The sequence below is a fragment of the Nitrosomonas sp. HPC101 genome, from assembly GCF_009833125.1.
Lineage (GTDB): Bacteria > Pseudomonadota > Gammaproteobacteria > Burkholderiales > Nitrosomonadaceae > Nitrosomonas.
The window spans coordinates 1-21,219 of the sequence record NZ_QRCC01000013.1 but is presented as its reverse complement, the minus strand read 5'-3'; the positions used below and the strand labels follow the sequence as shown (position 1 = coordinate 21,219).

Here is a 21,219-nt window from a genome sequence, read left to right as displayed (position 1 = left end):
TATTGATTTTATTTAAATGTTTGGTCGGGGTGAGAGGATTTGAACCTCCGGCTCCTGCGTCCCGAACGCAGTACTCTACCAGGCTGAGCTACACCCCGAATGAAAAAGTTTATCGAATAAAACAGTATCCGTAAGAAAATATTCAGGCTATCCAGTGGAAATTATTGAAACTGGCGATCACAGCGTGCGTTAATAATTTCTTGAAACAGCAAACTCTGCCAATTCTAGCAAACATTGCTTATAGATAGAATCACGGAGCGTAGAGATTACGGAGGTGGCCATACTGGCTTCTTTATGGGCGCACTGTTTTGCGTAATCCAGCGCGCCGGTTTCCCGGATGATTCTGAGTACGGGTTCAAAGCCATCTTTCCCACCGGATTCAATGGCGTGACGGACAGTATTTGCCTGATCGGGCATGCCGGCGCGCATGGCAAATATAAGTGGCAGTGTTGGTTTTCCTTCTGCCAGATCGTCACCCAGATTTTTGCCTGTGTCGTGATCATCGCCCGAATAGTCCAGTAAATCATCTACCAGCTGGAACGCGGTGCCCAGATGCATACCATAGGCAGCCAGCGCTTCTTCTTCAGCCGGAGTGGCTTGGCCGAGTATCGCTCCTAACCGGCTGGCTGCTTCAAACAGTTTGGCGGTTTTGAAGCGGATAACCTGCAGGTAGTTTTCTTCTTCAACGTTCGAATCACGGCAGTTGAGTAACTGCAGCACCTCGCCCTCGGCGATAGTATTGGTTGCATCAGCCAGTACTTCCATGACTCGCATGTTATCGACTTCTACCATCATCTGGAAAGCGCGTGAATACAGGAAATCACCAACCAGAACACTGGCAGCGTTGCCGAACAGCGCATTGGCTGTGACCTGATTACGGCGCAACCGGGATTCATCTACCACGTCATCATGCAATAGTGTGGCTGTGTGGATAAATTCGACGACGGCAGCGAGATTGTGATGGTGAGCACCTTTGTAATCGAATAATCCTGCAGCCAGAATGACTAATGCTGGCCGTAGTCTTTTTCCGCCACTGTGGATAATATATTCGCTGACCTGCCGAACAAGAACAACTTGAGAATGAAGCTTTTGCTGGATAACGTTATCAACTTCGCTCATATCTTTGGCGATAACGTTTCTGATTGACTCGATTGACACAATGACTCCCCGAAGAAACCGCTATGGTAGAAATGTCTCTACCCGGGTGTCAAGGATTCCCGCAAGCAGAACAGTCGGGATACATACCGTGCAGCGTATTGCCATGGAACTTCCATTGATTGGGACGGTATAACTTCCGTTATAATTAGCCAATTTTGAATTGGCGTCATCAGGATATTTTTCATGCAACTTTTTGCTTTTGGTGTCAACCATCATACTGCACCTTTAGATGTACGGGAGCATGTGTCTTTTACGGAAGAGTCGATGCAGCATGCGCTTCATGATCTGGTGAGTCACCAGCTGGTTAAGGAGGCGGCTATCGTCTCAACGTGCAACCGTACTGAAATATACTGTAACACTGATACACCTGATAAAGCTGTTGGCTGGCTGGCTGATTTTCATCATCTCCGGACCGGAGTCCTTGAACCCTACCTGTATAAATTGCCGCGGGAGCAGGCTGTAAAACATGCATTTCGCGTTGCCAGCGGACTGGATTCCATGGTGCTGGGCGAAGCGCAGATACTGGGGCAAATGAAGAATGCAGTGAAATCAGCTGAACAGGCGGGAACACTGGGACTGCTGTTGCATAAAATGTTTCAACGCACATTTTTTGTAGCCAAGGAGGTACGTACTTCCACAGAAATAGGTGCCTGTTCGGTTTCCATGGCAGCAGCTGCAGCACGTCTTGCCGAGAGGATTTTTGGCAACATTAGCGAGCAAAAGGTGTTGTTTATCGGCGCCGGTGAGATGATTGAGCTATGTGCTGCCCATTTTGCTGCCAGACATCCCATGCATATAACGGTTGCAAATCGTACTGTGGAGCGGGCAAAAACACTGTCACGGCGTTTTAATGCGCACCCAATCTCTTTGGGAGAATTGCAGGATCAACTGGCGCTGCATGACATCGTTGTCACCTCGACTGCAAGTCCGTTGCCAATACTTGGCAAGGGAATGCTGGAACGTGCTGTCAAGTTGCGCAAGCATCGTCCGATTTTTATTGTTGATTTGGCTGTACCACGGGATGTTGAACCAGAAGTAGCGGAACTGGATGATGTATTTCTGTATTACGTGGATGATTTGGCTGATATTGTCAGGGAAGGGCTGGATAATCGTCAGGGTGCGGTTACCCAAGCGGAGACAATTATCGATTTGAATGTCATGGACTTTATGCACTGGGTTGCCACTCGGCAGACTGTTCCAACCATTCGCGCACTACGCGACCAGGCCGAGGAATTTCGTCAGCATGAACTGGGTCGCGCCCATAAATTACTGGCCAAGGGAGAAGATCCTGCAAAAGTGCTGGAGCTGCTCAGCAGGGGATTGATCAATAAATTTCTTCACCTTCCTTCCTCTGTGCTTAACCAGGCAACCGATGGCGAACGTGAGCAACTCATCGAACTTGTCAATCGACTGTATCAGCTACGTCACCCGCAATGAATAAGGGAATCATTGATCAGCTTACCCGACTGAGTGTACGGCTGGAGGAGCTGGACAGGCAGTTGAGCAATGAAAAGATTACGGTTGATCTGGATAATTATCGAAAACTTTCGCGTGAACGATCGGAAATTGAACCGGTGACCGGGCTTTATCATGCTTATCAGCAGATTGAGCGAGATTTGGTCACAGCCAGGGAAATGAGTGCGGATCCGCAATTCCGGGATTTTGCTGAAGCCGAGATTGATGCGGACAAACAGAAACTAGCGAGTATTGAAACCGAGATGCTCAAGCTGCTGTTACCCAGGGATCCAAATGATGAGCGCAATATTTTTCTGGAAATACGGGCAGGTACGGGAGGAGATGAATCCGCTTTGTTTGCAGGTGATTTGTTTCGCATGTATAGCCGTTATGCAGAACGGGAGGGATGGCGAGTGGAAATCGTTTCTCAAAATCCTTCCGAGGTTGGCGGGTACAAGGAAATTATCGCCCGGATTATTGGTCATGGCGCGTATTCCAGACTTAAATTTGAATCAGGTGCGCACCGTGTACAGCGTGTTCCGGTGACTGAGACACAAGGGCGTGTGCATACTTCGACTTGTACCGTTGCGGTTCTTCCGGAAGCGGATGAAGTTTCCGATGTGACGCTGAACCCGGCTGATTTAAGAATCGATACATTTCGCGCTTCCGGAGCGGGTGGGCAGCACATCAATAAAACAGACTCGGCTGTACGAATTACCCATTTGCCGACGGGAATTGTGGCTGAATGTCAGGAAGGGCGCTCCCAGCATAAGAATAAAGCACAGGCGATGAGTGTTCTGATTGCCCGTATTCTTGACAAGCAGGTGCGTGCGCAGCAAGCTGAACAGGCAGCTACCCGGAAGTCGCTGGTTGGCAGCGGTGAACGTTCAGAGCGAATTCGCACCTATAATTTTCCACAAGGGAGAATTACTGATCACAGAATCAATCTTACTCTTTATAAAATAGAACAGATTTTGGATGGCGAGTTGGATGAGCTATGTTCTGCTTTGGCCGCCGAACATCAGGCCGTACAGTTAGCTGCCATGATCGAAAGATGACGAAGGATATGCTTGTTTCAGTACAACAACAGGAAAGTATGGACGCGTCTGTTACAATCGGCGCGATTTTACGAAGTGCCGCATGTGTTATAGATCGGGTTGACGCACACTGGCTGTTACAAAGTGTTCTGAGCGTGGATATAGTTTTTCTGATGACGCATGCGGAACTGCCACTCAGCTTGGAACAAATCGCATGTTTTCAACAGCTACTTGCGAGACGTATTGCAGGAGAACCAGTCGCATACTTGATGGGTGAAAGAGGGTTTTATGATCTGGTTTTTGAAGTCACTCCGGATGTTTTGATTCCTCGCCCTGAAACGGAACTACTGGTGGAAACAACATTGTCTAAAATTCCATGCGGTCGGCGTTGTAACATTCTTGATTTGGGGACCGGAAGCGGTGCCATTGCAATTACAATTGCCAGACATCGTCCTGATGTTAATGTGACGGCAGTTGATTTTTCTCCTCAGGCATTAGCGGTGGCACGTAGAAATGCCGTAAAACATTCTGCAGAGAATGTGGTATTTGTTGAAGCCGACTGGTTTTCGGGTTTTATCAATGAAAAATTCGATGTGATTGTGGCCAATCCACCTTACATAGCTGAGGGAGACTCGCATCTGGACGACCTGTGTTTTGAGCCTGCTATCGCACTGGTGGCTCAGAATAACGGTCTGGATTGTATTCGCAAAATCGTTACTCAGGCTCCGGACTATCTGGAACATTCCGGATGGCTAATGTTTGAACATGGGCACGATCAGGCCGATGCCTGCCGCAGATTGCTGGATAAAACCGGTTTTATCCATATATTCACCAGACCGGATCTTGCCGGCATAGATAGGGTAACAGGCGGGCAATATGGCTCGATTCCAGCATGACAATTCGTATTCCGATCCGGAATATAAAGATCCAAGTAGAATGAAGGATATCGGCTGGGGGGGGCTCATATAGATTTATCCTGGCTAAAGTGTCTGTTATTCGGGGAACAGGTCATTGCTTTTTCAATTTAAAGAGGAGATGAAATATGGATATCGCTGATTCTATTGAGCAACAGGTATCAACGCATCCGGTGGTTTTGTATATGAAAGGCACTCCGCAGCAGCCACAGTGCGGTTTCTCTGCTAATGCCATACAAATACTGAATGCCTGTGGTGTTGAGGATTTTTTTGCAGTAAATGTATTGGCTGATCCGGAAATACGACAGGGTATCAAGGATTATTCCAGCTGGCCTACCATTCCTCAGCTGTATGTCAACGGCGAGTTTGTTGGTGGATCAGATATCATGACTGAAATGTTTCAGAATGGCGAACTGAAGAAACTTTTGGAAAAATAAATTTGCCTACTTGTTAATTCCTAGCTGATTGCTGAAGCGATTACCCAGTAGCGTGCAAATTTTCCGATAGCAATGAAAAATGCCGCGGAGCCCCAGTTGATTCGTAACCATCCGGCAGCCACACATAATACATCGCCGATGAGTGGCAGCCAGGAGAAGAAGAGTATGGGGGCTCCATGGCGGCGAGTCCATTCCAGTCCATGAGCGTGGCGGCTAATCTTCTTTGACAGGGCCTGTTCATCGGGCAGCAAATGACCAATCACATAAGAGCTCAATCCCCCCAGTGTATTCCCCAGCGTGGCGACATTCAGCGCTGGCCAAAATAGATCCGGATAGGCGATTAATACCCCGACAAGCACCGCCTCGGATCCTCCAGGTAGTAATGTTGCGGCAAGAAAACTGCTGGTAAAGAGTGCCAGCAAGCTGGCGTTTTCATCCATGCGAATGGTAGTGTGGTTTCTTCATAATTGCTGGTAAATCCCAGATTACTACAGAAAATGTCTGCAAATTGCGTGCTTGCTGTGGCTAGTTTAACATCATAGTCAGTGTTGTTTTTATCAGCGGGCAGAAGCAAATTGGCATCTACTGAATCTGTCACGTGATCGGTGTGGAAGACAGAGGAGTACATTAGTGCCTGTCATAATCCGGAATAGTGGCATGAAAGTGGTTCTTCAGAATGCAAGAAGATGAGAATGCTACAAGCATCATTATCAGTTAAATAGCAGTGATTGCGTCATGTTCTAGGTTGTTTTTCAATGCTGCATATTCTGGTTGCATAATTGTATATACTAATGCAGGAAGTCGGAGGTGTGCATGTTAATGATTCCGGAAATCACAGTTGGACATACAGTAAATAAAGGGTTTAAGCTTAATAAAATATTTGCGGACGAGGCATTTTCATGTAAGTGATAATGATTAGGATGCATACTTTACTTTGTATAGTGAGCACGCTCGATAACGGAGTTGATCCATGCTGATTTATGATGCTCATAGTCCTGCACCGCGTTGTCTGAGAATGTTCTTGCTGGAAAAAAAATTACAGTTACCAGCGGTAACGGTCGATGTTATGACAGGAGAAAATCGTCAGTCGGCCTATCTGGCTGTCAATCCGGCGGGCCAGACTCCAGCTTTACGTCTGGATGACGATAGTATATTAGCTGAAGCTGTTGCTATTGCAGAATATCTCGAAGAACTCAACCCTTCGCCCGTTTTGATCGGGAACACGCCCGAACAGCGTGCACAAACCCGTCAGTGGTGGCGCCGGGTAGAGCTCAATATCACAGAATTCATACACAACGCATACCATTATGCCGAGGGGTTGGAGCGGTTTGAGTCCAGAATCCCAGTTTTGCCAGAAGCGGCAGAGGGGCTGAAGCGGGTAGCGCAGGATCGTCTGCACTGGTTGGATGATATGTTTGAAGCAGGTTCGTATCTGTGTGGCGAGCGTTTTACGGTTGCCGATATCTGGCTTTATGTATGGCTGGATTTTGGTCAGACAGTCAATCAGCCGTTTGATCACAGTTTGCCGAATATAGGTCCTTGGTTCGACCGTATTGCAGCGCGACCCAGTGCTGAACTGAGCAAGGCATTACTGAAGACATAGGACAGGCGTATTTCTCATGCGGTATTTTTCAGAGCCATGGAAAATCGCGACAAATGTGGTGATGTGAAACCTGATCCTTACACTGAAGTGGGTGGAGTGCAAACCGGAATGGTTATCATTGGCACTTAAAATGATCGGTTGAGGTTCTGGTTTGATTATATTTGTTTTGCAATGCAATACAAAGTGGGCAGGGTTACTCACTGTTTTTCCTGAAGTAGTGAGTAAAAATGTGGAGTAGTTGTGTTTGTTTTTATTAAGGAGGTAAATGATATGGATAAGAAAAGATTGGTATCAATGTTGACGCTGGTGGGTGCTTGTGCAGGTTTGTCAGCATGTGCAACGACGGGTGATTTTGATGCACTTAAATCTCGCGTGGATACATTGGAATCCAATGCTTCTACAGCGCAATCAGATGCAGCAGCTGCCAGGGCAACTGCTAACGATGCAGTAAATATTGCTAATCAAGCGATGGATAAGGCTAATGAAGCCAATGCGCGCTCGATTGATACCGAGACTAAGATTGATCGCATGTTTAAACGTGCGATGCATAAATAAGGTAATTGTTTGTAACTACCCCGGGTTCTTCTTGTTCATTTGTGATATGAGCTCTTGCATTTATCCATATGAAATAAAGTGGGTTCGGGGTAGTATTTCAACCAGTTGGTTCTTGTAAGTTCTGCGGTATTGCCTGCTCCATAATAAAAACCTATCTTGATTCTGTAAATGGCGAATGCTATTCCTGCCAGGGATATCTGTTTTTCATTGTGTTCAGCTGAAATATCCGGAAGAAATCTGTGATTGCTTGAGAAATGAATTCTTGACGGATCCTCTCCTAAGGATGTGCAGGGAGGTATTAATGGTTTGAGCTTTAGCTGTGATGAACGCACAGTGATGTCGGGTGACCTGTTGTTGATAGAATCAGCTTTTTCCTGGCGCGTTTTTCTCGTTGATGGGCGGATCAATAACGCGCAATTTCTCCAGCCATATTTCACAAGGAATTATGATGTGAAATATGGCAGAGAAGGTGATGTCGCTACGTTTGAGCTATTGGAAGAAAGATTGGATTATTTTTAATAACCCGCCGGATCCGATGCCGGCCTGGCACTTCTTTTTTCTAATTTGCTCCAACAGTCTGCCAAAGACTCAAAAATAACCGGATTGCTGGAAATAGCGGCAATTTCGTGATTTAGCCAAAATGAAGGTTTGGTCCAGTTAAAACTCCCGAAGATTGACCACGCACAACCATCTTTTTCAATCAGTGCAAACTTGAGGTGCATGGGCAGTGATTCGGAGTGCTGGATCCGTTTGAAGCGGATTCCGGCATTAAGCAGGCGCTGTTCCACATTTTTGGTAACGCGTCTGAACGTCGATTCTGCCAGTATTTCCAGGTCGGCACCTTGCTTTACCAGTTTTTCCATAATGCCAACTACACTTTCCGCTCGGATATGCGAGGCAGCAATACGTATACGAGTACTATTACCGGTGTTGGGCAAAAATCGTACAACAGGATGCGCATCTGTTCTGGGCCAGAAATAAATATCGGTGTCTGTACCACGGATATCGCTGCTTGCGTTCATGGTGAAACGATGGAAAAGCCCGACGGGATGCTGGTGTAACTGTCTCGCGTGTTCTGTCAGTTTTTCGACCAGTACCGGATCCTTAAGCCCGATCAAAACGTTATAACCACGATCCTGGTCACCAATTTCCCGGATAATTTCGGGATCATCTTCCAGACCATTTCCAGACGGATTAAACGAGCCGATGAAGGCAACTGGCTCAGGGTGTGAAAAACAATAGAGTTTTTCGTGCATCTGAGGTTTCCATGATTTTGATGAAGGTGATGGCAAGCCGGGAATAGTAATAATACGAAGTGCACTACCAATGCCTCTTGGTCCCTTGAGAAGAGCGATTACCGCATCATTGGCGTAAGGAATGCGTGGCCTACCCTCAAGGCTCAAGGTGACCTGAACACCGCGTTGGTGTGCCTGAATGAGCGCATTTGCCAGACGGATATCACGGAAGTAATAGGTTACCCAATTGATAGACCCGCCGGCAGGTACAGCAGCAATCCGATCTTCCAGCAGGTTGCGTAATCTCTCGCGAGGATAGTCAGGGCCGCCAAAGTGGATCTCGGGCGCGGAGAATGTTTTTGCCTGTAAAGCCAGGACTTTGCTCAATAAAATCCACATAATGTCTTAATTCGTTCCCGCATTGATTGATGAGGCTGGTTCCGATTGGCTGTTTCATCGGCTTCTCCGGGTTGTACCCGCCTTGCCTGTTGTTCGAGCAAAGTGACATAACGCGGCAGGACATTGGCTCCACCGACATGCAGCATTTCATTGATGAAGCGTTGACGATGTGTTTCAACGTAAAAATTATCACAACCGATGGTTAAGAATCTGTCGATCAGCCTGTATACATCGTCACGGCATCTCAGCTCGGTTTCAGGCATGAAGTGTGCAAGGGCTGATCGCCCGGCGTGCAAGTAATCAGCAGCCAGGACAGGTTTCCCGGCTTTGACCGCCTCAAACACTACTGAGGTGGCCAGATCAATAATGACATCCGCCCAGTTCATCAGGGAGACGGAATGAACATGATCTTCCGCCACGCTGACATTCAGAAGACGGCGCAGAGAAGCGTTTTTGGTTAAAGGTTGTCTCCAGCCACCACGTGTATGAGGCTTGATGATCAGCTCCACGCCAGGGAATACGGCGATCATGTCCACAATTACATTAACCTCTTCCCAGAATGTGGTGAATTCACGTTTTCTCAGAAACAGGACGATTCTCAGTCGGGTGTCCGGATTGGTGTTTAGCCGGGGAGGTGGTGACAACGTGGCCAGTTTATTCAGCCATTCGTCACAATAGCGTGGCGATCCGAGTACGGCGATCGCCTGGTTGCTCAGAAATGGCCGAAAGCGAATCGCACATAACTCGTTGGGTACCACGAGTTTGTCAAATATTTTTGCGTCTGCGTACTGGATATTGGGTTTTATAGCCCGTTCATGGTGGCGTATCAGCTGGTTGGCATGAGGGCTGTCACCATGCGGTAGAGATATCGCGCCGAGCCTTTTTGTTTTTGCCATCGTGACAATCGTTTCGATCCATTCGATCGCGATGGGCGAGGCGCTGGTTACCCAATCGAACACGATGACACCCTCATCGCTATCAGCAAAAGTACGGTTCAATAACCGTTCGGCCGAACTCTGCCAGATCGGTGCACGTTTATGAGCGTCATACAGCTTTGCCAGCACTTCGGCAAGTTTGCCAAGGAGAAAAATGCGCCTGACACCTCTGATCAATAGGAATGTCTGCAGGCGCCACCGAAAAAACTCCAAGGGAGGCAGTAGTTCCCGGATATGTGCGATACGAACACGGTTGAGGCTACCCAGAAATTGAATGCGATAGTCATCAAGAAATTTCGGATGTCCCAGCAGTATTACGTCCCCGTGGTGACCTGATTCGATCCATTTTGAAACAACCGGAGTAATGTGATCGATGTCGTTATAGTGACGAAGAAAAAACAGAGCTTTCATGTTGAAAATTGTTGTGGATGTCGGTTTTAGGCAGATTGATTGCTGAATTGACGGTGGAAGCGGACAAGATTCTATGACGGGCTATACGACCAGAACAGACGTCGTATATTCGATGCAGTTTCCGTGCCGCCGGTACGAATCGTACAGTGCATATGATTATGCCGTGGTTTCAACACGCCTTAGGGTAAAAGAGCAGGGATTTTAAGCTCCTGAACGGGTTCCTGAAAGCAGCTGATTTTGCCAGTTTGGTACCGGGTTGCCAACCGGCATCATTGCATGTCCTGAAAATTCGGAATCCATATTTTTCACATAAAAAAGTTCATTCGGTCTGGTGTGGCGAGTGCGCTATGCAGTGCCTTGTTCCGGTCGATTCGTGATCAATGCTGTTTTTCTTTATTTGAAGATTGTTCCTGCCATTTCCACCTTAGCCAGACGCGCAATCGCCTGAAGCTGTCCGTTTCAATACTGTCTGGCAGGATGATCACCGTATGGTAGCGGTTTTTTTGTGCTGTTTTCAGACAGAGCACAGTCATGTAGAGTGCGACGAAGGTGCTGGCATCAATGAAGGTGTGGATAGATTGGCCCTCGTAAGTTTCTATTTTACAACTGCTTTTACCGGTCAGGTGCAGCGCCACGACAGATTGTGGAGAAATAAGCCAGGCATAACGCCGCAAATAACAGTAAAGACTGCCTGCCAGCAGCAAGGTAATCATAATCTTCACCATTACGGGTAACATCAATGGCCAGAACACGCCGGCTGCCGTACAATGCGCAAGACCCAGCAAAATGGCCAGTTGTCTGGAGGGTTGCAGCCGGATTGACAACTCATTCATCGGTTGGTTATGGGTATTGTCCAACGTAATATTTTTCCGTTTTATTCATGAATCCCGACTGGTTTACATTTCTGACAAGCCATAATGCCTGCATTGAACAAAACCGGGTAGTGCATTTTGGCCAACCTGCGGTTGAGCTGGCGCGAGCAGAATCGGCACTGCTGTTGATGGATGGCTCCCACCTCGGTCTGATCCATTTTTCCGGTGACGATGTGCACAACTTTCTGCAGGGCCAGCTCAGTTGTGATATCCGCACAACCGATTCCGGCAAAGCGACCTATGGCGGTTATTGCACGCCCAAAGGTCGCTTGCTTAGCAGTTTTTTGTTGTGGCGGGATATTTCGAGTCAAGGCTATCTGATGCAGCTCCCAGTAGAGCTGGTGGATGCCATTGCCAAGCGCCTGAAAATGTTTGTACTGCGGGCAAAGGTATCGATTCAGGATGATACAGATAAATGCATCCGTATTGGTGTTGCCGGCAGGAATGCTTACGCGTTGCTACAGGATATTCTACCGGGTGTGACCTTCTCCACCGAGCCGTTGTCGATAACGTCCATTCTGGACGGACAGGTGATCTGCCACAATGAGAATCGGTTTGAAATCCTGGTATCGCCGGCGCATGCGCCTTTATTGTGGAAACAATTGAACGGGCAGGCACACTGTGTGGGTGCTGCAATCTGGGACTGGCTGGAAATCCGGGAGGGAATCCCGGCAATTTTCAAAGCGACTCAGGAGCAATTTATTCCACAAATGATCAATCTGGATGCGATTGGCGGGGTCAGTTTCAAGAAGGGGTGTTATCCTGGCCAGGAAATTGTTGCCCGTACTCAATACCTTGGCAAGGTAAAACGTCGCATGTATCGGGCACACCTGGCTTTGGATGCCTTATCGGAAATTGCAGCAGGCGATAGTTTGTTTAGCGCGGATGCTCGTGATCAGGCATGCGGGATGATTGTCAACGCAGCTCCCTCACCCACAGGCGGGATTGATGTGCTGGCGGTGATCCAGGTCAGCAGCGCAGAAGCACATCCCGTTCATTGCAAAACTCTGGATGGCCCGCAGTTGGTCATCCAGTCGCTGCCTTATTCAATGAGCTGATCCTCCTCTGGTATACTCGGCGATTCAGCAGGTGCTACCCTGGTGCGAGGCGGTTTGAATTATCTGCCATGATTACCTGCGCATCCTCATCGCGAATAGTCAGCAGGTAGCGCTTGATATGCGTCAGCGGGTTGTGCGATAAATGGTCTGGGCAGGTAATCGTTTGTTCCGGCACGCATCGCAGTCACAGCCTTGTCCACTTCACTATAAGCGGCAATCTCAGCACATATCACGGATGACTTCGTCTGATGGCCTGCAGCAGCGTATAGCCCCATCCATTGGCGCATTTGTACATCACTGATGACCAATTCCGCCTGCAAAAACAGGAACAGCGCCAGCTGGATAAATATACGGCGCATAACTTTGCGCAAGCAGCCAATGAAAGCAAGATAATGGCATCAGAATTGCTTGATATTAATGATACAAGAGCAAATTTCTCTGAGGATAACCATGCTGAACTTACTTGCCATGTCTGATGTAGGTTTGCCTGCCACAGCAAATAATCTCATGACAACCGTTTGTTGGATCTTTCTATTCTGTCTGTCCCAGAACAGCCGGTTGAACAGATATTTGACAGTATCCCGGCTAGTATGATGGAGAATGTTGAGCCCGCAGTTGAAGAGGGGGCGATAAGGGACTGAGAATCCGGCATCTGCATTAAACGGCATTACACTGGCAGAGACTCGGGTCAACGCAGATACTCCACAACAGGCAGAAGATGGATAGGAGAATACCTTTTATGTTGCTGCAAGCAGCTCCCTCCTCCCGCGCCAACTCCACCATAATACATACGCCGTCTTTAATTGACGCATTTGCCTGAGAAGTCGGTTGCTATCCGAATGCCTCGCCAATAATTGTGATACGCAAGAAAAATCTGGCAGAAAACGGATTCTGGTACTTTACCAGCTTGGTAGGGTTCCAAATTGTTCAATAAAATCAGGATCCTGAAAAGAATAATCAGTTTCGGGGGGGAGCTGTTCCTGAAAGAAGTATTCGTTGAGCGTCCCGAACCGATCTCTCAAGCCGGTCTCAGAATTAATCTTGGCTACAACAATTCCTTTTGGAAGAGGTGTTTTTGTGACAGGTACTGATTTAAGTGCGCTGGCCATATATTTGATCCAGATAGGCAAAGCGGCGCGCCCTCCGGTTTCCTTACTTCCCAGGGATTTGGGGTCATCAAAACCTATCCAGGTAACAGCGACCAGATTTTTTTGGAAACCGCAAAACCAGGCATCGAAGGCATTGCTGGTGGTTCCCGTTTTCCCGGCAATATCATTGCGGCCAAGTGCTTTTGCCCGGGCAGCAGTGCCTCTCTGAACGACATCCTGCATCATGTTTGTCATCAGAAATGCATTACGTGGATCTATAACCTGTTTGGCATTCTGGTTTGCAGTGGCGTGACGTGTCTGTTCAATAACCTTTCCATGCTCGTCTTCAATCCGTTCAATATAGTAGGGAGGGACATGGTATCCCCCGTTGGCGAAAGTGGCATAGCCGATGGCTACTTGCATCGGAGTGACTGATCCGGCGCCAAGCGCCATGGGAAGGACTGCCGGGTGGTGTTTTTTATCGAAGCCGAAGCGGGTGATGTAATCCTGTGCGTAGGAGGGACCAATGGCCTGAAGAATACGGATGGATGCAAGATTTTTCGAATGAGTCAATGCCGTGCGCATTCTGATCGGACCGCTGAATTTGCCGTCATAATTCCTGGGTTCCCAAGCCTTGCCACCTGTCTGCTCGGATCCCAGGTACAGCGGGGCGTCATTAATAATGGTAGCCGGGGTAAAGCCTTTTTCAAGTGCGGCGGAATAAATGAACGGCTTGAAACTTGATCCCGGTTGGCGCCAAGCCTGGGTTACATGATTGAATTTGTTAAGGTTGTAGTCAAATCCGCCTACCAGTGCGCGAATCGCGCCATCGTTTGGATCTATTGCAACTAAAGCTGCTTCTATTTCGGGTAGTTGAGTGATCTGCCAGCTGTTTTTTCCCGTCTTTTTTACCCGAATCAGGGCACCAGGACGTATGCGTTTTTCAGTAATCTTAGGGTCTTTGCCAAGGTACCTGCTGGCTGCTTTCAGACCGTCGCCAGTAATGCGAATTGTTTCCCCATTCTTGAGAAAAGCTTCAACAGTACCGGGTGCTGCAGACAGGACAGCAGCCGCCAGAATATCATCACTGTTGCTGATATTCTGCATGATGTCTTGCAATGCTTCATGATCCCCGAGATCTTCGGGCAGTTTCAGGAATGCTTCCGGACCACGGTAACCATGTCTGCTGTCATATTCCATGATACCTTCGCGCAGCGCGCGGTAGGCTGCCTCCTGATCCGCCTTTCTCAGTGTGGTGTAAACCCTGATTCCGCGAGTATAAGCTTCTTCACGATAGCGGTTGTAAATAACCTGACGCACCATTTCTGCGACGTAATCAGCCGGCATGGCGAATACTTTGGTTTGGCGCTGGATTACAACAGGGGTTTTCCTTGCCAGCGCGAGTTGATCGGCAGAGAGGTATCCGAGCTCGTGCATCCGCCTCAATACGTATTGCTGCCGTGTTTTTGCACGTTCAGAATTGACAATTGGATTGTAGCGCGAAGGTGCTTTGGGGAGTCCGGCCAGCATGGCTGCTTCAGCTAGATTGATGTTGGGCAGTTTTTTGCCAAAGTAAGTCTGTGCTGCGGTAGCGAAGCCATAGCTACGCTGACCAAGGTAAATCTGGTTGATATATAACTCGAGAATACGATCTTTTTCCAGACTGTGTTCAATTTTAAAGGCCAGCAATGCCTCACTGAATTTTCTGGTAAATGTTTTTTCCTTGGTTAGAAAGAAATTGCGCGCCACTTGCATGGTAATGGTGCTCGCACCCTGGAGTGTGCTGCCCGCTGTGAAATTTGAATAAATAGCACGCAAAACACCTATGTAATCAACTCCGTAGTGCTGGTAAAAACGATCGTCTTCAGCTGCCAGAATGGCTTGTTTGAGGGATTTCGGCACATCTTCTATTTTTACGAAATCCCTGCGTTCTTCACCAAATTCCCCGATCAGTAAACCATCAGCGCTGTAAATCCGTAAAGGTATCTTCGGGCGGTAATCAGTCAGCATATCAAGACTAGGTAAGGAAGGTAGCGTGACCAAGGCTGCGAATATCACCAGTAACGTCGCAAGTAAACCAGCAGCCAGAATGGTCAGAAGGAAACGGAAAAACCAGCGGAATAGCATCAAGAGGCAGAGTGTCGTGTCAGTAAAAAATGATCCAGAACAAGATTATAAAGGGTATATCAATTGTTATTGCATGAATTGATTTTTGCACCTGCCTGTCAGAATCGGTTTCGGTTGATGTACCGCACCCAGATGAGAATTTTATGGTCGGGATATTGCGTAAATGGAAGCTGACATGATTTTGAATCAATCTTTCCTGAAGAAATTCCTTGATATCAATTTCGGTGTGCTGATGGGTACATCCAGAATGCTGGGGGTGGATATCAGCGCGTCTTCAATCAAGTTGGTGGAGCTGTCCCGAAAAGGTGGAGCGCCGCAATCGTATCGCCTGGAACGTTATGTTATCGAACCAATGCCGATGGGCGCTTTGCAGGATGGAGATATTAATCAGATCGAACAGGTGACTGACTGTCTCCAGCGCGCCTTGAAACGAATGGGAACGCGGCAGAAAAAAATTGTGATGGCTTTGCCACTGACGTCAGTCATTACCAAGAAAGTCAATGTGCCCGCAGGCTTGCGGGAAGATGATTTGGTATTTCAGGTTGAAACAGAAGCTAATCAGTATGTGCCGTTTGCAATGGATGAAGTCAATCTTGATTTTCAGGTGATCGGGCCATCTCCCGATCATCCGGAAGAAATGGAAGTGCTGCTGGCGGCTGCGCGTAAAGACAAAGTGGAAGATCGTGTGGCAACGGCAATGTCTGTCGGTTTGAAGGTGATGGCGATGGATATCGAGCAATTTTCTGCCCAGGCTATTTTTTCCAGGGTGGTTGGTTGTCAGCTGCCTGATAGCGGCAAGGATAAGGTAGTCGCTCTCATAGACATTGGTGCGAGTGTTACCCAGATCAATGTACTGTTAAACGATATCTCCATCTATATGCGGGATTTATCCTTTGGTGGAAATCAACTGACGCAGGAAATTCAGAATCAGTTCAATCTTTCTCCGGAAGAAGCTGAGGTGGTCAAGCGTAACGGTACGCTGCCAGAGAATTATCAAAATGATGTGCTGCGACCATTTTGTAAAACGATCGCGCTGGAGGTGGCTCGGGCGATACAGCTTTTCTATACCTCCACCCAATATATCCAGGTTGACTATATCTCCCTGTCAGGAGGGTGTGCAGTGATTCCGGGGCTTGAGGAAATTATATCTGAATGTACCGGGGTGGTTACCCAAGTGATTAATCCATTTTTTGGTATGACGCTGTCTGGTCGGATTGCGCCACGGCAGCTGAAGATGGATGCCCCGGTGCTATTAACTGCCAGTGGCTTGGCCATGCGAGGATTCGAGCATCATGATACGTATTAATCTGCTCCCGCATCGTGAACTCAAACGTAAGGCGCGCCAGCAGCAATTTGCCGTATTGGCTGGTCTTGTTGTCGGTTTGGGTGTGCTGATTATCTGGGGGGTACATGAAATGGTGATGGACAGAATTGATCATCAAAACGGGCGTAATCAGTATCTGCGAGATGAGATTGCTGTTCTCGATCGGCAAATCGCCGAAATAAAATCAATCAAGAAAAAAATTCAGGAGATGCTGGCACGCAAGGAGATTGTCGAATCACTGCAGGAAAATCGTATCAAGGTAGTGCATATGCTGGATGAAGTAGCCAGGCGGTTACCAGAGGGGGTTTATCTGAAGAGTTTGAAACAGACGAATGAGCATCTTCATCTTACGGGTTATGCCCAATCCAATGCCTGGGTCTCAACGCTGATGCGTCATCTGGATGCTTCACCCTGGCTGGAGGCGCCATTGCTGATTGAAATTAAGGCGGCTACAGAAAATGGCGTCAAACTCAGTGAATTTGATCTGAATGTCGGGTTGGTCGAATTCTCGAAAGAGAATGATCTTGCCGGAGAAGATGAAATGGCATCAGGAATTACCTCAGCGGCGAGACAGCCATGAACCTGCTGGAAGAGTTGCGCCGTGTTGATCCCAATGAGCCGGGCAGCTGGCCTGTCTCGCTCAAGGCAGGTGTACTTGCAGTGCTGTTGGGGACGCTTATGGTGGCGGGTTATTTTCTGGATTGGGAGGAACAGTGGGAAGCTCTGGAACAGGTACAGCAAGAAGAAGATGCATTAAAAAATATGTTTAAGGCTAAAAAAAACAGTGCAGTCAATCTCGATCTCTTGCGTGTGCAATTGGCAGAGGTAGAGCGAACGCTGGGTACCTTGCTGAAACAGCTGCCTAACAAGTCCGAGCTGGATGCGTTGCTGGTGGATATTAACCGGGCCGGACTTGGGCGGGGATTGCAGTTTGAGCTGTTCAAGCCCAATGCCAAGGAAACAGTGCGTGAATTCTATGCCGAGCTTCCGGTTTCCATCAGGGTAACGGGTAATTATCATGATATTGGTGCTTTTAGCAGTGATGTGGCCCAGCTGCCGCGTATTGTCACTTTGCAGGATATTGAAATCCTTCCTGGTAAGGATCGTCAATTGATATTGAACGCAACGGCAAAAACTTTTCGTTACCTAGACGATGAGGAAATTGTGGAGCGTAAAAGGGAAATGGCAGAAAAAAACAAGCAGAAGAATGCCAAGGGAGCGTCATGAAGGATCGATTCAGCTGCCAAGTGTTTGTAATGATAGCGCTGTTTACAGCTGCATGCAGTCAGAATGGCTATGAAGATCTGGAATCTTTTGTCAGGGAATCGGGGGCGGGGTTGAAGGGAAAAGTGGATCCCTTGCCTGAAATCAAACCACTGGAGCATTTTGTGTATCAGGCTTTTGAAATTCCGGATCCTTTCAGCAGCCACAGGAACAGGCAGGAAAAATCTGACCGGAATGAATTGCAGCCTGATCTGAAACGCCCCAAGGAGGCGCTGGAAAGTTTTCCGCTGGAAAATCTGATTATGGTCGGTTCACTGCGGCGCGGGAAGTATATTTTTGCCCTGGTCAAGGCGCCGGATAACACGGTGCATCGCGTCAGAGCCGGCAATTATCTCGGGCAGAATTTCGGTTTGATTACAGAGATTTCTGAAGAGGAAGTCAAATTAAGGGAGATTACACGCGGTAGCGCGGACGAATGGGTTGAACGAGCCAGTGTGCTTATGCTGCAAACTCAGGAGCGGAAATAATGAATTGGGTAATAAAAAATAAACGGAGCATGTATTACATAATTGTGGATGTCCGCCGAGTTTGGCAGTATTTATTGGTATTTTTGCTGGCGGTATGGGTTGCTCAGGCTGTGGCTGCATCAACGTCAGTAAATATCCTCCGTGCACTGGATATTTCAGCCCGGACGGATGGCCGTTTGATTGTTAAAGTGGTTCTGGATCGACCGATTGCGACTCCGCCTGCGGGTGTATTGCTGAATAATCCCTATCGTCTCTATTTCGATCTGGAACAGGTTGCCAGTGCGCTGGGTACATCTGCTGGCAAGATATCCGGTCGTGGCGTGATAAAGAATATAGATATTGTACCTGCTGAGGGTCGCACACGTCTGGTTATGAATTTGTCAAAATCAGCCAGGTATGAAACCAGTATCGAAGGTAACCATTTGCTGATATCACTTCAGAGCGATGAGCTGACTGATTCACCTAATCGTGCTGCTGTTTCAGTTCCCGCGTCAGCAAGAGGTGAGGTGCAATTAAGTTTGCGGGATATTTATTTCCATCGTGGCACACAAGGCGAGGGCAGGGTGGAAGTGGAGCTGTCACAGCCAGGCGCGGTAGTTAATGTACATAGCCAGGATGGAAGGCTACTTATTGAATTCATGAAAACTTATTTACCCCCTAATCTTGAGCGACGGTTGAATGTGCTGGATTTTGCCACGCCTGTGCAGACGATCGAGACCGTTGCACGGGATGGTAACGTGCAGATGGTTATTAAATCGAAGGGACGTTGGGAGCATACGTCTTATCAGACAGGGACTTATTTTGTGATGGAAGTCAGATCGGTGATTGAAGGTGATGATGTGCCCATTCACAAGAAATTGATTGATGGAGGGTATACCGGCGAGAAATTTTCACTTAATTTCCAGGATGTCGAGATTCGCTCGATTCTTCAGGTCATTGCTGATTTTACTGATCTGAATATTATTGCCAGCGATTCGGTTAAAGGCAATCTGACCTTGCGACTGAAAGATGTTCCCTGGGATCAGGCGCTGGATATTGTGCTGCAAACGAATGATCTTGATAAACGCAGAGTGGGTAATGTGATTTTTATCGCTCCACGGGAAGAAATGGCAGCTCGGGAAAAATTGCAGCTGGAGCAGAATCAGCAGATAACCGAGCTGGAGGTGTTGCAAACAGAGGCCTTTCGATTGAATTACAGGACTGCCAGTTCGATTCCGCTTAAAGGTATTTTGAGCCAGCGTGGTTCGGTGGAGGTTGATGATATCAGCAATACCCTGACTGTTACGGATATTCCCACCAGGCTTGTAGAGGTGGCTCGGCATGTGGCCAACCTCGACACCCAGGTGCGCCAGGTCATGATTGAAACACGTATCGTTGAGGCAACCGATACATTTAGTCGTAATCTGGGAGCGCGTTTTGGGGTGCAGAATGCAACCCGGATCGGAAGCCGGGCTAATGGGAGGAATCTTGGTATTTCCGGCAACCTGGGTAGTTCCAGTAATCTGGCTGCTGGCGGAGTGCCTGCCGGCGGAGATAATCTCAACGTCAATCTGCCGGCAGCCGCGTTAGCAGGTGTTACAGGCGGGCCAGCGGCGCTTGGTCTGAGTCTGATCAAGATTAACAACGGCACGTTGATTAATCTGGAACTTTCTGCGCTGGAATCGGATAGTCAGGGCCGCGTTATTGCTAGTCCGCGTCTGGTGACGGCTAATCGTGTGGAAGCGAGCATTGAGCAGGGTACGGAAATTCCATTTCAAACAATCAGTGTGACGCGGCCACAGATTCAGTTCAAGAAAGCTGTTCTTGGTCTTAAAGTTACACCGCAAATCACCCCTGATGACAATATCATTATGAAGCTGCAGGTTAATCAGGATACCCGTGGAGAGAATACACCGGCCGGTCCGGCCATTGATACTAAGCAGATTGTTACCGAAGTTCTGGTTGAGAATGGTGGTACGGTTGTTATTGGCGGCATATTTGAGCAGGTCGAAAAGCGGGATCGTAACAAAGTGCCATTACTGGGGGATGTGCCAATATTGGGGAGTTTATTTAAAAACACCGCGCAGCGTGACGATAAACGGGAGCTATTGATATTTGTTACGCCCCGTATCCTGAACGAGAATCTGAGTAATAGTATTCGATCCGCGCTGAATTAATCTGAAAATAAACAGGTGAGACAGTGTCAGGGATTTTGTGTGCCGAGCTGTGCTTATAGCATTGACTTGACCAGGGTAAACGTTCATAATGCCCTGCTATTTTGGAGGGGTTCCCGAGCGGTCAAAGGGATCAGACTGTAAATCTGACGGCTCTGCCTTCGAAGGTTCGAATCCTTCCCCCTCCACCAGTTGTGGTAATGCAAATCAGAGATGTGTGTAGTGCTGGATTAATCTGATCGCGCTAGCTATTGCGGATAGTGTAGCTGTTTGTTCAAGTGTAAGGCAGGTGAGCCGGGCACAAGCGGGTGTAGCTCAATGGTAGAGCAGAAGCCTTCCAAGCTTACGACGAGGGTTCGATTCCCTTCACCCGCTCCACCATATGCGGCGAGGATGATATTCTTGTTCTATATGCCCATGTAGCTCAGTGGTAGAGCACTCCCTTGGTAAGGGAGAGGTCGCCAGTTCAATCCTGGCCATGGGCACCAGATTATGCTGCGGCCAGGGTTGTTGGATTGCTGATGCAAGAATTAATAAAAGGAAACAGACGTAATGGCGAAAAGTAAATTTGAGCGGGTAAAGCCGCATGTGAATGTAGGGACGATAGGTCACGTGGATCATGGTAAGACGACGTTAACGGCGGCGATCACGACGATACTGACCAGAAAATTTGGTGGAGAGGCCAAGTCGTACACTCAGATAGATTC

General features: G+C 48.0%; 20 protein-coding genes and 4 tRNA genes. 16 read left to right on the top strand and 8 right to left on the bottom strand.

Annotated elements, in window-relative coordinates; translation table 11 throughout:
* Nucleotides 1–21: 21 nt before the first annotated feature.
* Nucleotides 22–98: transfer RNA gene (locus tag ABO04_RS09930), tRNA-Pro, on the bottom strand.
* Between the two features lie 91 nt (nt 99–189).
* Complete coding sequence (ispB, locus tag ABO04_RS09925; protein ID WP_160810517.1) at nt 190–1,158, bottom strand: octaprenyl diphosphate synthase; 969 nt, start codon at nt 1,156–1,158, stop codon at nt 190–192.
* 183 nt (nt 1,159–1,341) lie between these two features.
* Here ispB and hemA point away from each other — a divergent pair, with 183 nt between their 5' ends.
* From hemA to grxD, 4 genes are all read left to right on the top strand, one after another.
* The gene (gene hemA, locus ABO04_RS09920) at nt 1,342–2,595 is read left to right on the top strand and encodes a glutamyl-tRNA reductase (RefSeq protein WP_160810516.1); all 1,254 of its coding nucleotides are present in this window, start codon (nt 1,342–1,344) and stop codon (nt 2,593–2,595) included.
* Nucleotides 2,592–3,671 carry a peptide chain release factor 1 gene (prfA, locus tag ABO04_RS09915; protein ID WP_160810515.1) on the top strand — a complete coding sequence of 360 codons (1,080 nt, stop codon included), beginning with the start codon at nt 2,592–2,594 and terminating at the stop codon, nt 3,669–3,671. Before hemA ends, prfA begins: the two co-directional genes overlap by 4 nt.
* 8 nt (nt 3,672–3,679) lie before the next feature.
* A complete protein-coding gene (prmC, locus tag ABO04_RS09910) occupies nt 3,680–4,546 on the top strand; it encodes a peptide chain release factor N(5)-glutamine methyltransferase (RefSeq protein WP_240141515.1) in 867 nt (288 codons plus the stop codon).
* Between the two features lie 146 nt (nt 4,547–4,692).
* Nucleotides 4,693–5,001 (top strand): Grx4 family monothiol glutaredoxin, encoded by a 309-nt coding sequence (grxD, locus tag ABO04_RS09905; RefSeq protein WP_160810513.1) that lies wholly within the window; start codon nt 4,693–4,695, stop codon nt 4,999–5,001.
* A gap of 20 nt (nt 5,002–5,021) precedes the next feature.
* On the opposite strand, the gene ABO04_RS09900 is transcribed toward grxD, so the two are convergent.
* Complete coding sequence (locus tag ABO04_RS09900) at nt 5,022–5,441, bottom strand: YqaA family protein (protein WP_160810512.1); 420 nt, start codon at nt 5,439–5,441, stop codon at nt 5,022–5,024.
* A gap of 530 nt (nt 5,442–5,971) precedes the next feature.
* Between ABO04_RS09900 and ABO04_RS09895 the strand changes: the two genes are divergently transcribed.
* Both ABO04_RS09895 and ABO04_RS09890 read left to right on the top strand, forming a co-directional pair.
* On the top strand, nt 5,972–6,604 hold the full coding sequence (locus tag ABO04_RS09895) for a glutathione S-transferase family protein (protein ID WP_160810511.1): 633 nt from the start codon (nt 5,972–5,974) through the stop codon (nt 6,602–6,604).
* A gap of 240 nt (nt 6,605–6,844) precedes the next feature.
* On the top strand, nt 6,845–7,159 hold the full coding sequence (locus ABO04_RS09890; protein WP_345853368.1) for an Lpp/OprI family alanine-zipper lipoprotein: 315 nt from the start codon (nt 6,845–6,847) through the stop codon (nt 7,157–7,159).
* A 515-nt stretch (nt 7,160–7,674) separates the two neighbouring features.
* Here ABO04_RS09890 and ABO04_RS09885 read toward each other — a convergent pair.
* From ABO04_RS09885 to ABO04_RS09875, 3 genes are all read right to left on the bottom strand, one after another.
* Nucleotides 7,675–8,781: a phospholipase D-like domain-containing protein gene (locus tag ABO04_RS09885; protein ID WP_240141514.1), complete on the bottom strand. Its 1,107-nt coding sequence runs from the start codon at nt 8,779–8,781 to the stop codon at nt 7,675–7,677.
* Entirely contained in the window at nt 8,778–10,139 is a 1,362-nt protein-coding gene (locus tag ABO04_RS09880; protein WP_160810509.1) for a hypothetical protein, read from the bottom strand. Before ABO04_RS09880 ends, ABO04_RS09885 begins: the two co-directional genes overlap by 4 nt.
* Nucleotides 10,140–10,516: 377 nt before the next feature.
* Nucleotides 10,517–10,996, bottom strand: a complete 480-nt coding sequence (locus ABO04_RS09875; protein WP_240141513.1) for a protein YgfX — start codon at nt 10,994–10,996, stop codon at nt 10,517–10,519.
* Between the two features lie 23 nt (nt 10,997–11,019).
* On the opposite strand from ABO04_RS09875, the gene ABO04_RS09870 reads away from it, so the two are divergent.
* Nucleotides 11,020–12,069 (top strand): folate-binding protein YgfZ, encoded by a 1,050-nt coding sequence (locus tag ABO04_RS09870; protein ID WP_160810508.1) that lies wholly within the window; start codon nt 11,020–11,022, stop codon nt 12,067–12,069.
* 86 nt (nt 12,070–12,155) lie between these two features.
* On the opposite strand, the gene ABO04_RS09865 is transcribed toward ABO04_RS09870, so the two are convergent.
* A complete protein-coding gene (locus ABO04_RS09865) occupies nt 12,156–12,428 on the bottom strand; it encodes a hypothetical protein (RefSeq protein WP_160810507.1) in 273 nt (90 codons plus the stop codon).
* Between the two features lie 540 nt (nt 12,429–12,968).
* Nucleotides 12,969–15,284, bottom strand: coding sequence for a penicillin-binding protein 1A (locus ABO04_RS09860; RefSeq protein WP_160810506.1), 2,316 nt, complete (start codon nt 15,282–15,284; stop codon nt 12,969–12,971).
* Between the two features lie 163 nt (nt 15,285–15,447).
* Here ABO04_RS09860 and ABO04_RS09855 point away from each other — a divergent pair, with 163 nt between their 5' ends.
* The 9 genes from ABO04_RS09855 to ABO04_RS09815 all read left to right on the top strand — a co-directional run.
* Entirely contained in the window at nt 15,448–16,590 is a 1,143-nt protein-coding gene (locus ABO04_RS09855; RefSeq protein WP_240141512.1) for a pilus assembly protein PilM, read from the top strand.
* A complete protein-coding gene (locus tag ABO04_RS09850; RefSeq protein ID WP_160810505.1) occupies nt 16,577–17,188 on the top strand; it encodes a PilN domain-containing protein in 612 nt (203 codons plus the stop codon). Before ABO04_RS09855 ends, ABO04_RS09850 begins: the two co-directional genes overlap by 14 nt.
* On the top strand, nt 17,185–17,835 hold the full coding sequence (locus tag ABO04_RS09845; RefSeq protein ID WP_160810504.1) for a type 4a pilus biogenesis protein PilO: 651 nt from the start codon (nt 17,185–17,187) through the stop codon (nt 17,833–17,835). The genes ABO04_RS09850 and ABO04_RS09845 overlap by 4 nt, the downstream gene beginning before the upstream one ends.
* Nucleotides 17,832–18,359 (top strand): pilus assembly protein PilP, encoded by a 528-nt coding sequence (locus tag ABO04_RS09840; protein ID WP_160810503.1) that lies wholly within the window; start codon nt 17,832–17,834, stop codon nt 18,357–18,359. The genes ABO04_RS09845 and ABO04_RS09840 overlap by 4 nt, the downstream gene beginning before the upstream one ends.
* Complete coding sequence (gene pilQ / locus ABO04_RS09835) at nt 18,359–20,515, top strand: type IV pilus secretin PilQ (protein ID WP_160810502.1); 2,157 nt, start codon at nt 18,359–18,361, stop codon at nt 20,513–20,515. The genes ABO04_RS09840 and pilQ overlap by 1 nt, the downstream gene beginning before the upstream one ends.
* 103 nt (nt 20,516–20,618) lie before the next feature.
* Nucleotides 20,619–20,703, top strand: a tRNA-Tyr gene (locus tag ABO04_RS09830).
* A 113-nt stretch (nt 20,704–20,816) separates the two neighbouring features.
* Nucleotides 20,817–20,890 (top strand) — tRNA-Gly (locus ABO04_RS09825).
* A gap of 35 nt (nt 20,891–20,925) precedes the next feature.
* A tRNA-Thr gene (locus ABO04_RS09820) sits at nt 20,926–21,000 on the top strand.
* Nucleotides 21,001–21,064: 64 nt separating this feature from the next.
* Nucleotides 21,065–21,219 (top strand): GTP-binding protein (locus ABO04_RS09815; RefSeq protein ID WP_240141388.1); only part of this gene is annotated, 155 nt, incomplete at its 3' end.

Excerpts from the sequence above, each read along its gene's own strand:
- ABO04_RS09895 (WP_160810511.1), top strand. The coding sequence starts at position 5,972 with ATGCTGATTTATGATGCTCATAGTCCTGCACCGCGTTGTCTGAGAATG.
- ABO04_RS09855 (WP_240141512.1), top strand. The coding sequence starts at position 15,448 with ATGGAAGCTGACATGATTTTGAATCAATCTTTCCTGAAGAAATTCCTT.
- pilQ (WP_160810502.1), top strand. The coding sequence starts at position 18,359 with ATGAATTGGGTAATAAAAAATAAACGGAGCATGTATTACATAATTGTG.
- ABO04_RS09860 (WP_160810506.1), bottom strand. The coding sequence starts at position 15,284 with ATGCTATTCCGCTGGTTTTTCCGTTTCCTTCTGACCATTCTGGCTGCT.
- ABO04_RS09900 (WP_160810512.1), bottom strand. The coding sequence starts at position 5,441 with ATGGATGAAAACGCCAGCTTGCTGGCACTCTTTACCAGCAGTTTTCTT.
- prfA (WP_160810515.1), top strand. The coding sequence starts at position 2,592 with ATGAATAAGGGAATCATTGATCAGCTTACCCGACTGAGTGTACGGCTG.
- ABO04_RS09845 (WP_160810504.1), top strand. The coding sequence starts at position 17,185 with ATGAACCTGCTGGAAGAGTTGCGCCGTGTTGATCCCAATGAGCCGGGC.
- ABO04_RS09865 (WP_160810507.1), bottom strand. The coding sequence starts at position 12,428 with ATGCGCCGTATATTTATCCAGCTGGCGCTGTTCCTGTTTTTGCAGGCG.
- hemA (WP_160810516.1), top strand. The coding sequence starts at position 1,342 with ATGCAACTTTTTGCTTTTGGTGTCAACCATCATACTGCACCTTTAGAT.
- ABO04_RS09850 (WP_160810505.1), top strand. The coding sequence starts at position 16,577 with ATGATACGTATTAATCTGCTCCCGCATCGTGAACTCAAACGTAAGGCG.
- prmC (WP_240141515.1), top strand. The coding sequence starts at position 3,680 with ATGCTTGTTTCAGTACAACAACAGGAAAGTATGGACGCGTCTGTTACA.
- ABO04_RS09870 (WP_160810508.1), top strand. The coding sequence starts at position 11,020 with ATGAATCCCGACTGGTTTACATTTCTGACAAGCCATAATGCCTGCATT.
- grxD (WP_160810513.1), top strand. The coding sequence starts at position 4,693 with ATGGATATCGCTGATTCTATTGAGCAACAGGTATCAACGCATCCGGTG.
- ABO04_RS09840 (WP_160810503.1), top strand. The coding sequence starts at position 17,832 with ATGAAGGATCGATTCAGCTGCCAAGTGTTTGTAATGATAGCGCTGTTT.
- ABO04_RS09880 (WP_160810509.1), bottom strand. The coding sequence starts at position 10,139 with ATGAAAGCTCTGTTTTTTCTTCGTCACTATAACGACATCGATCACATT.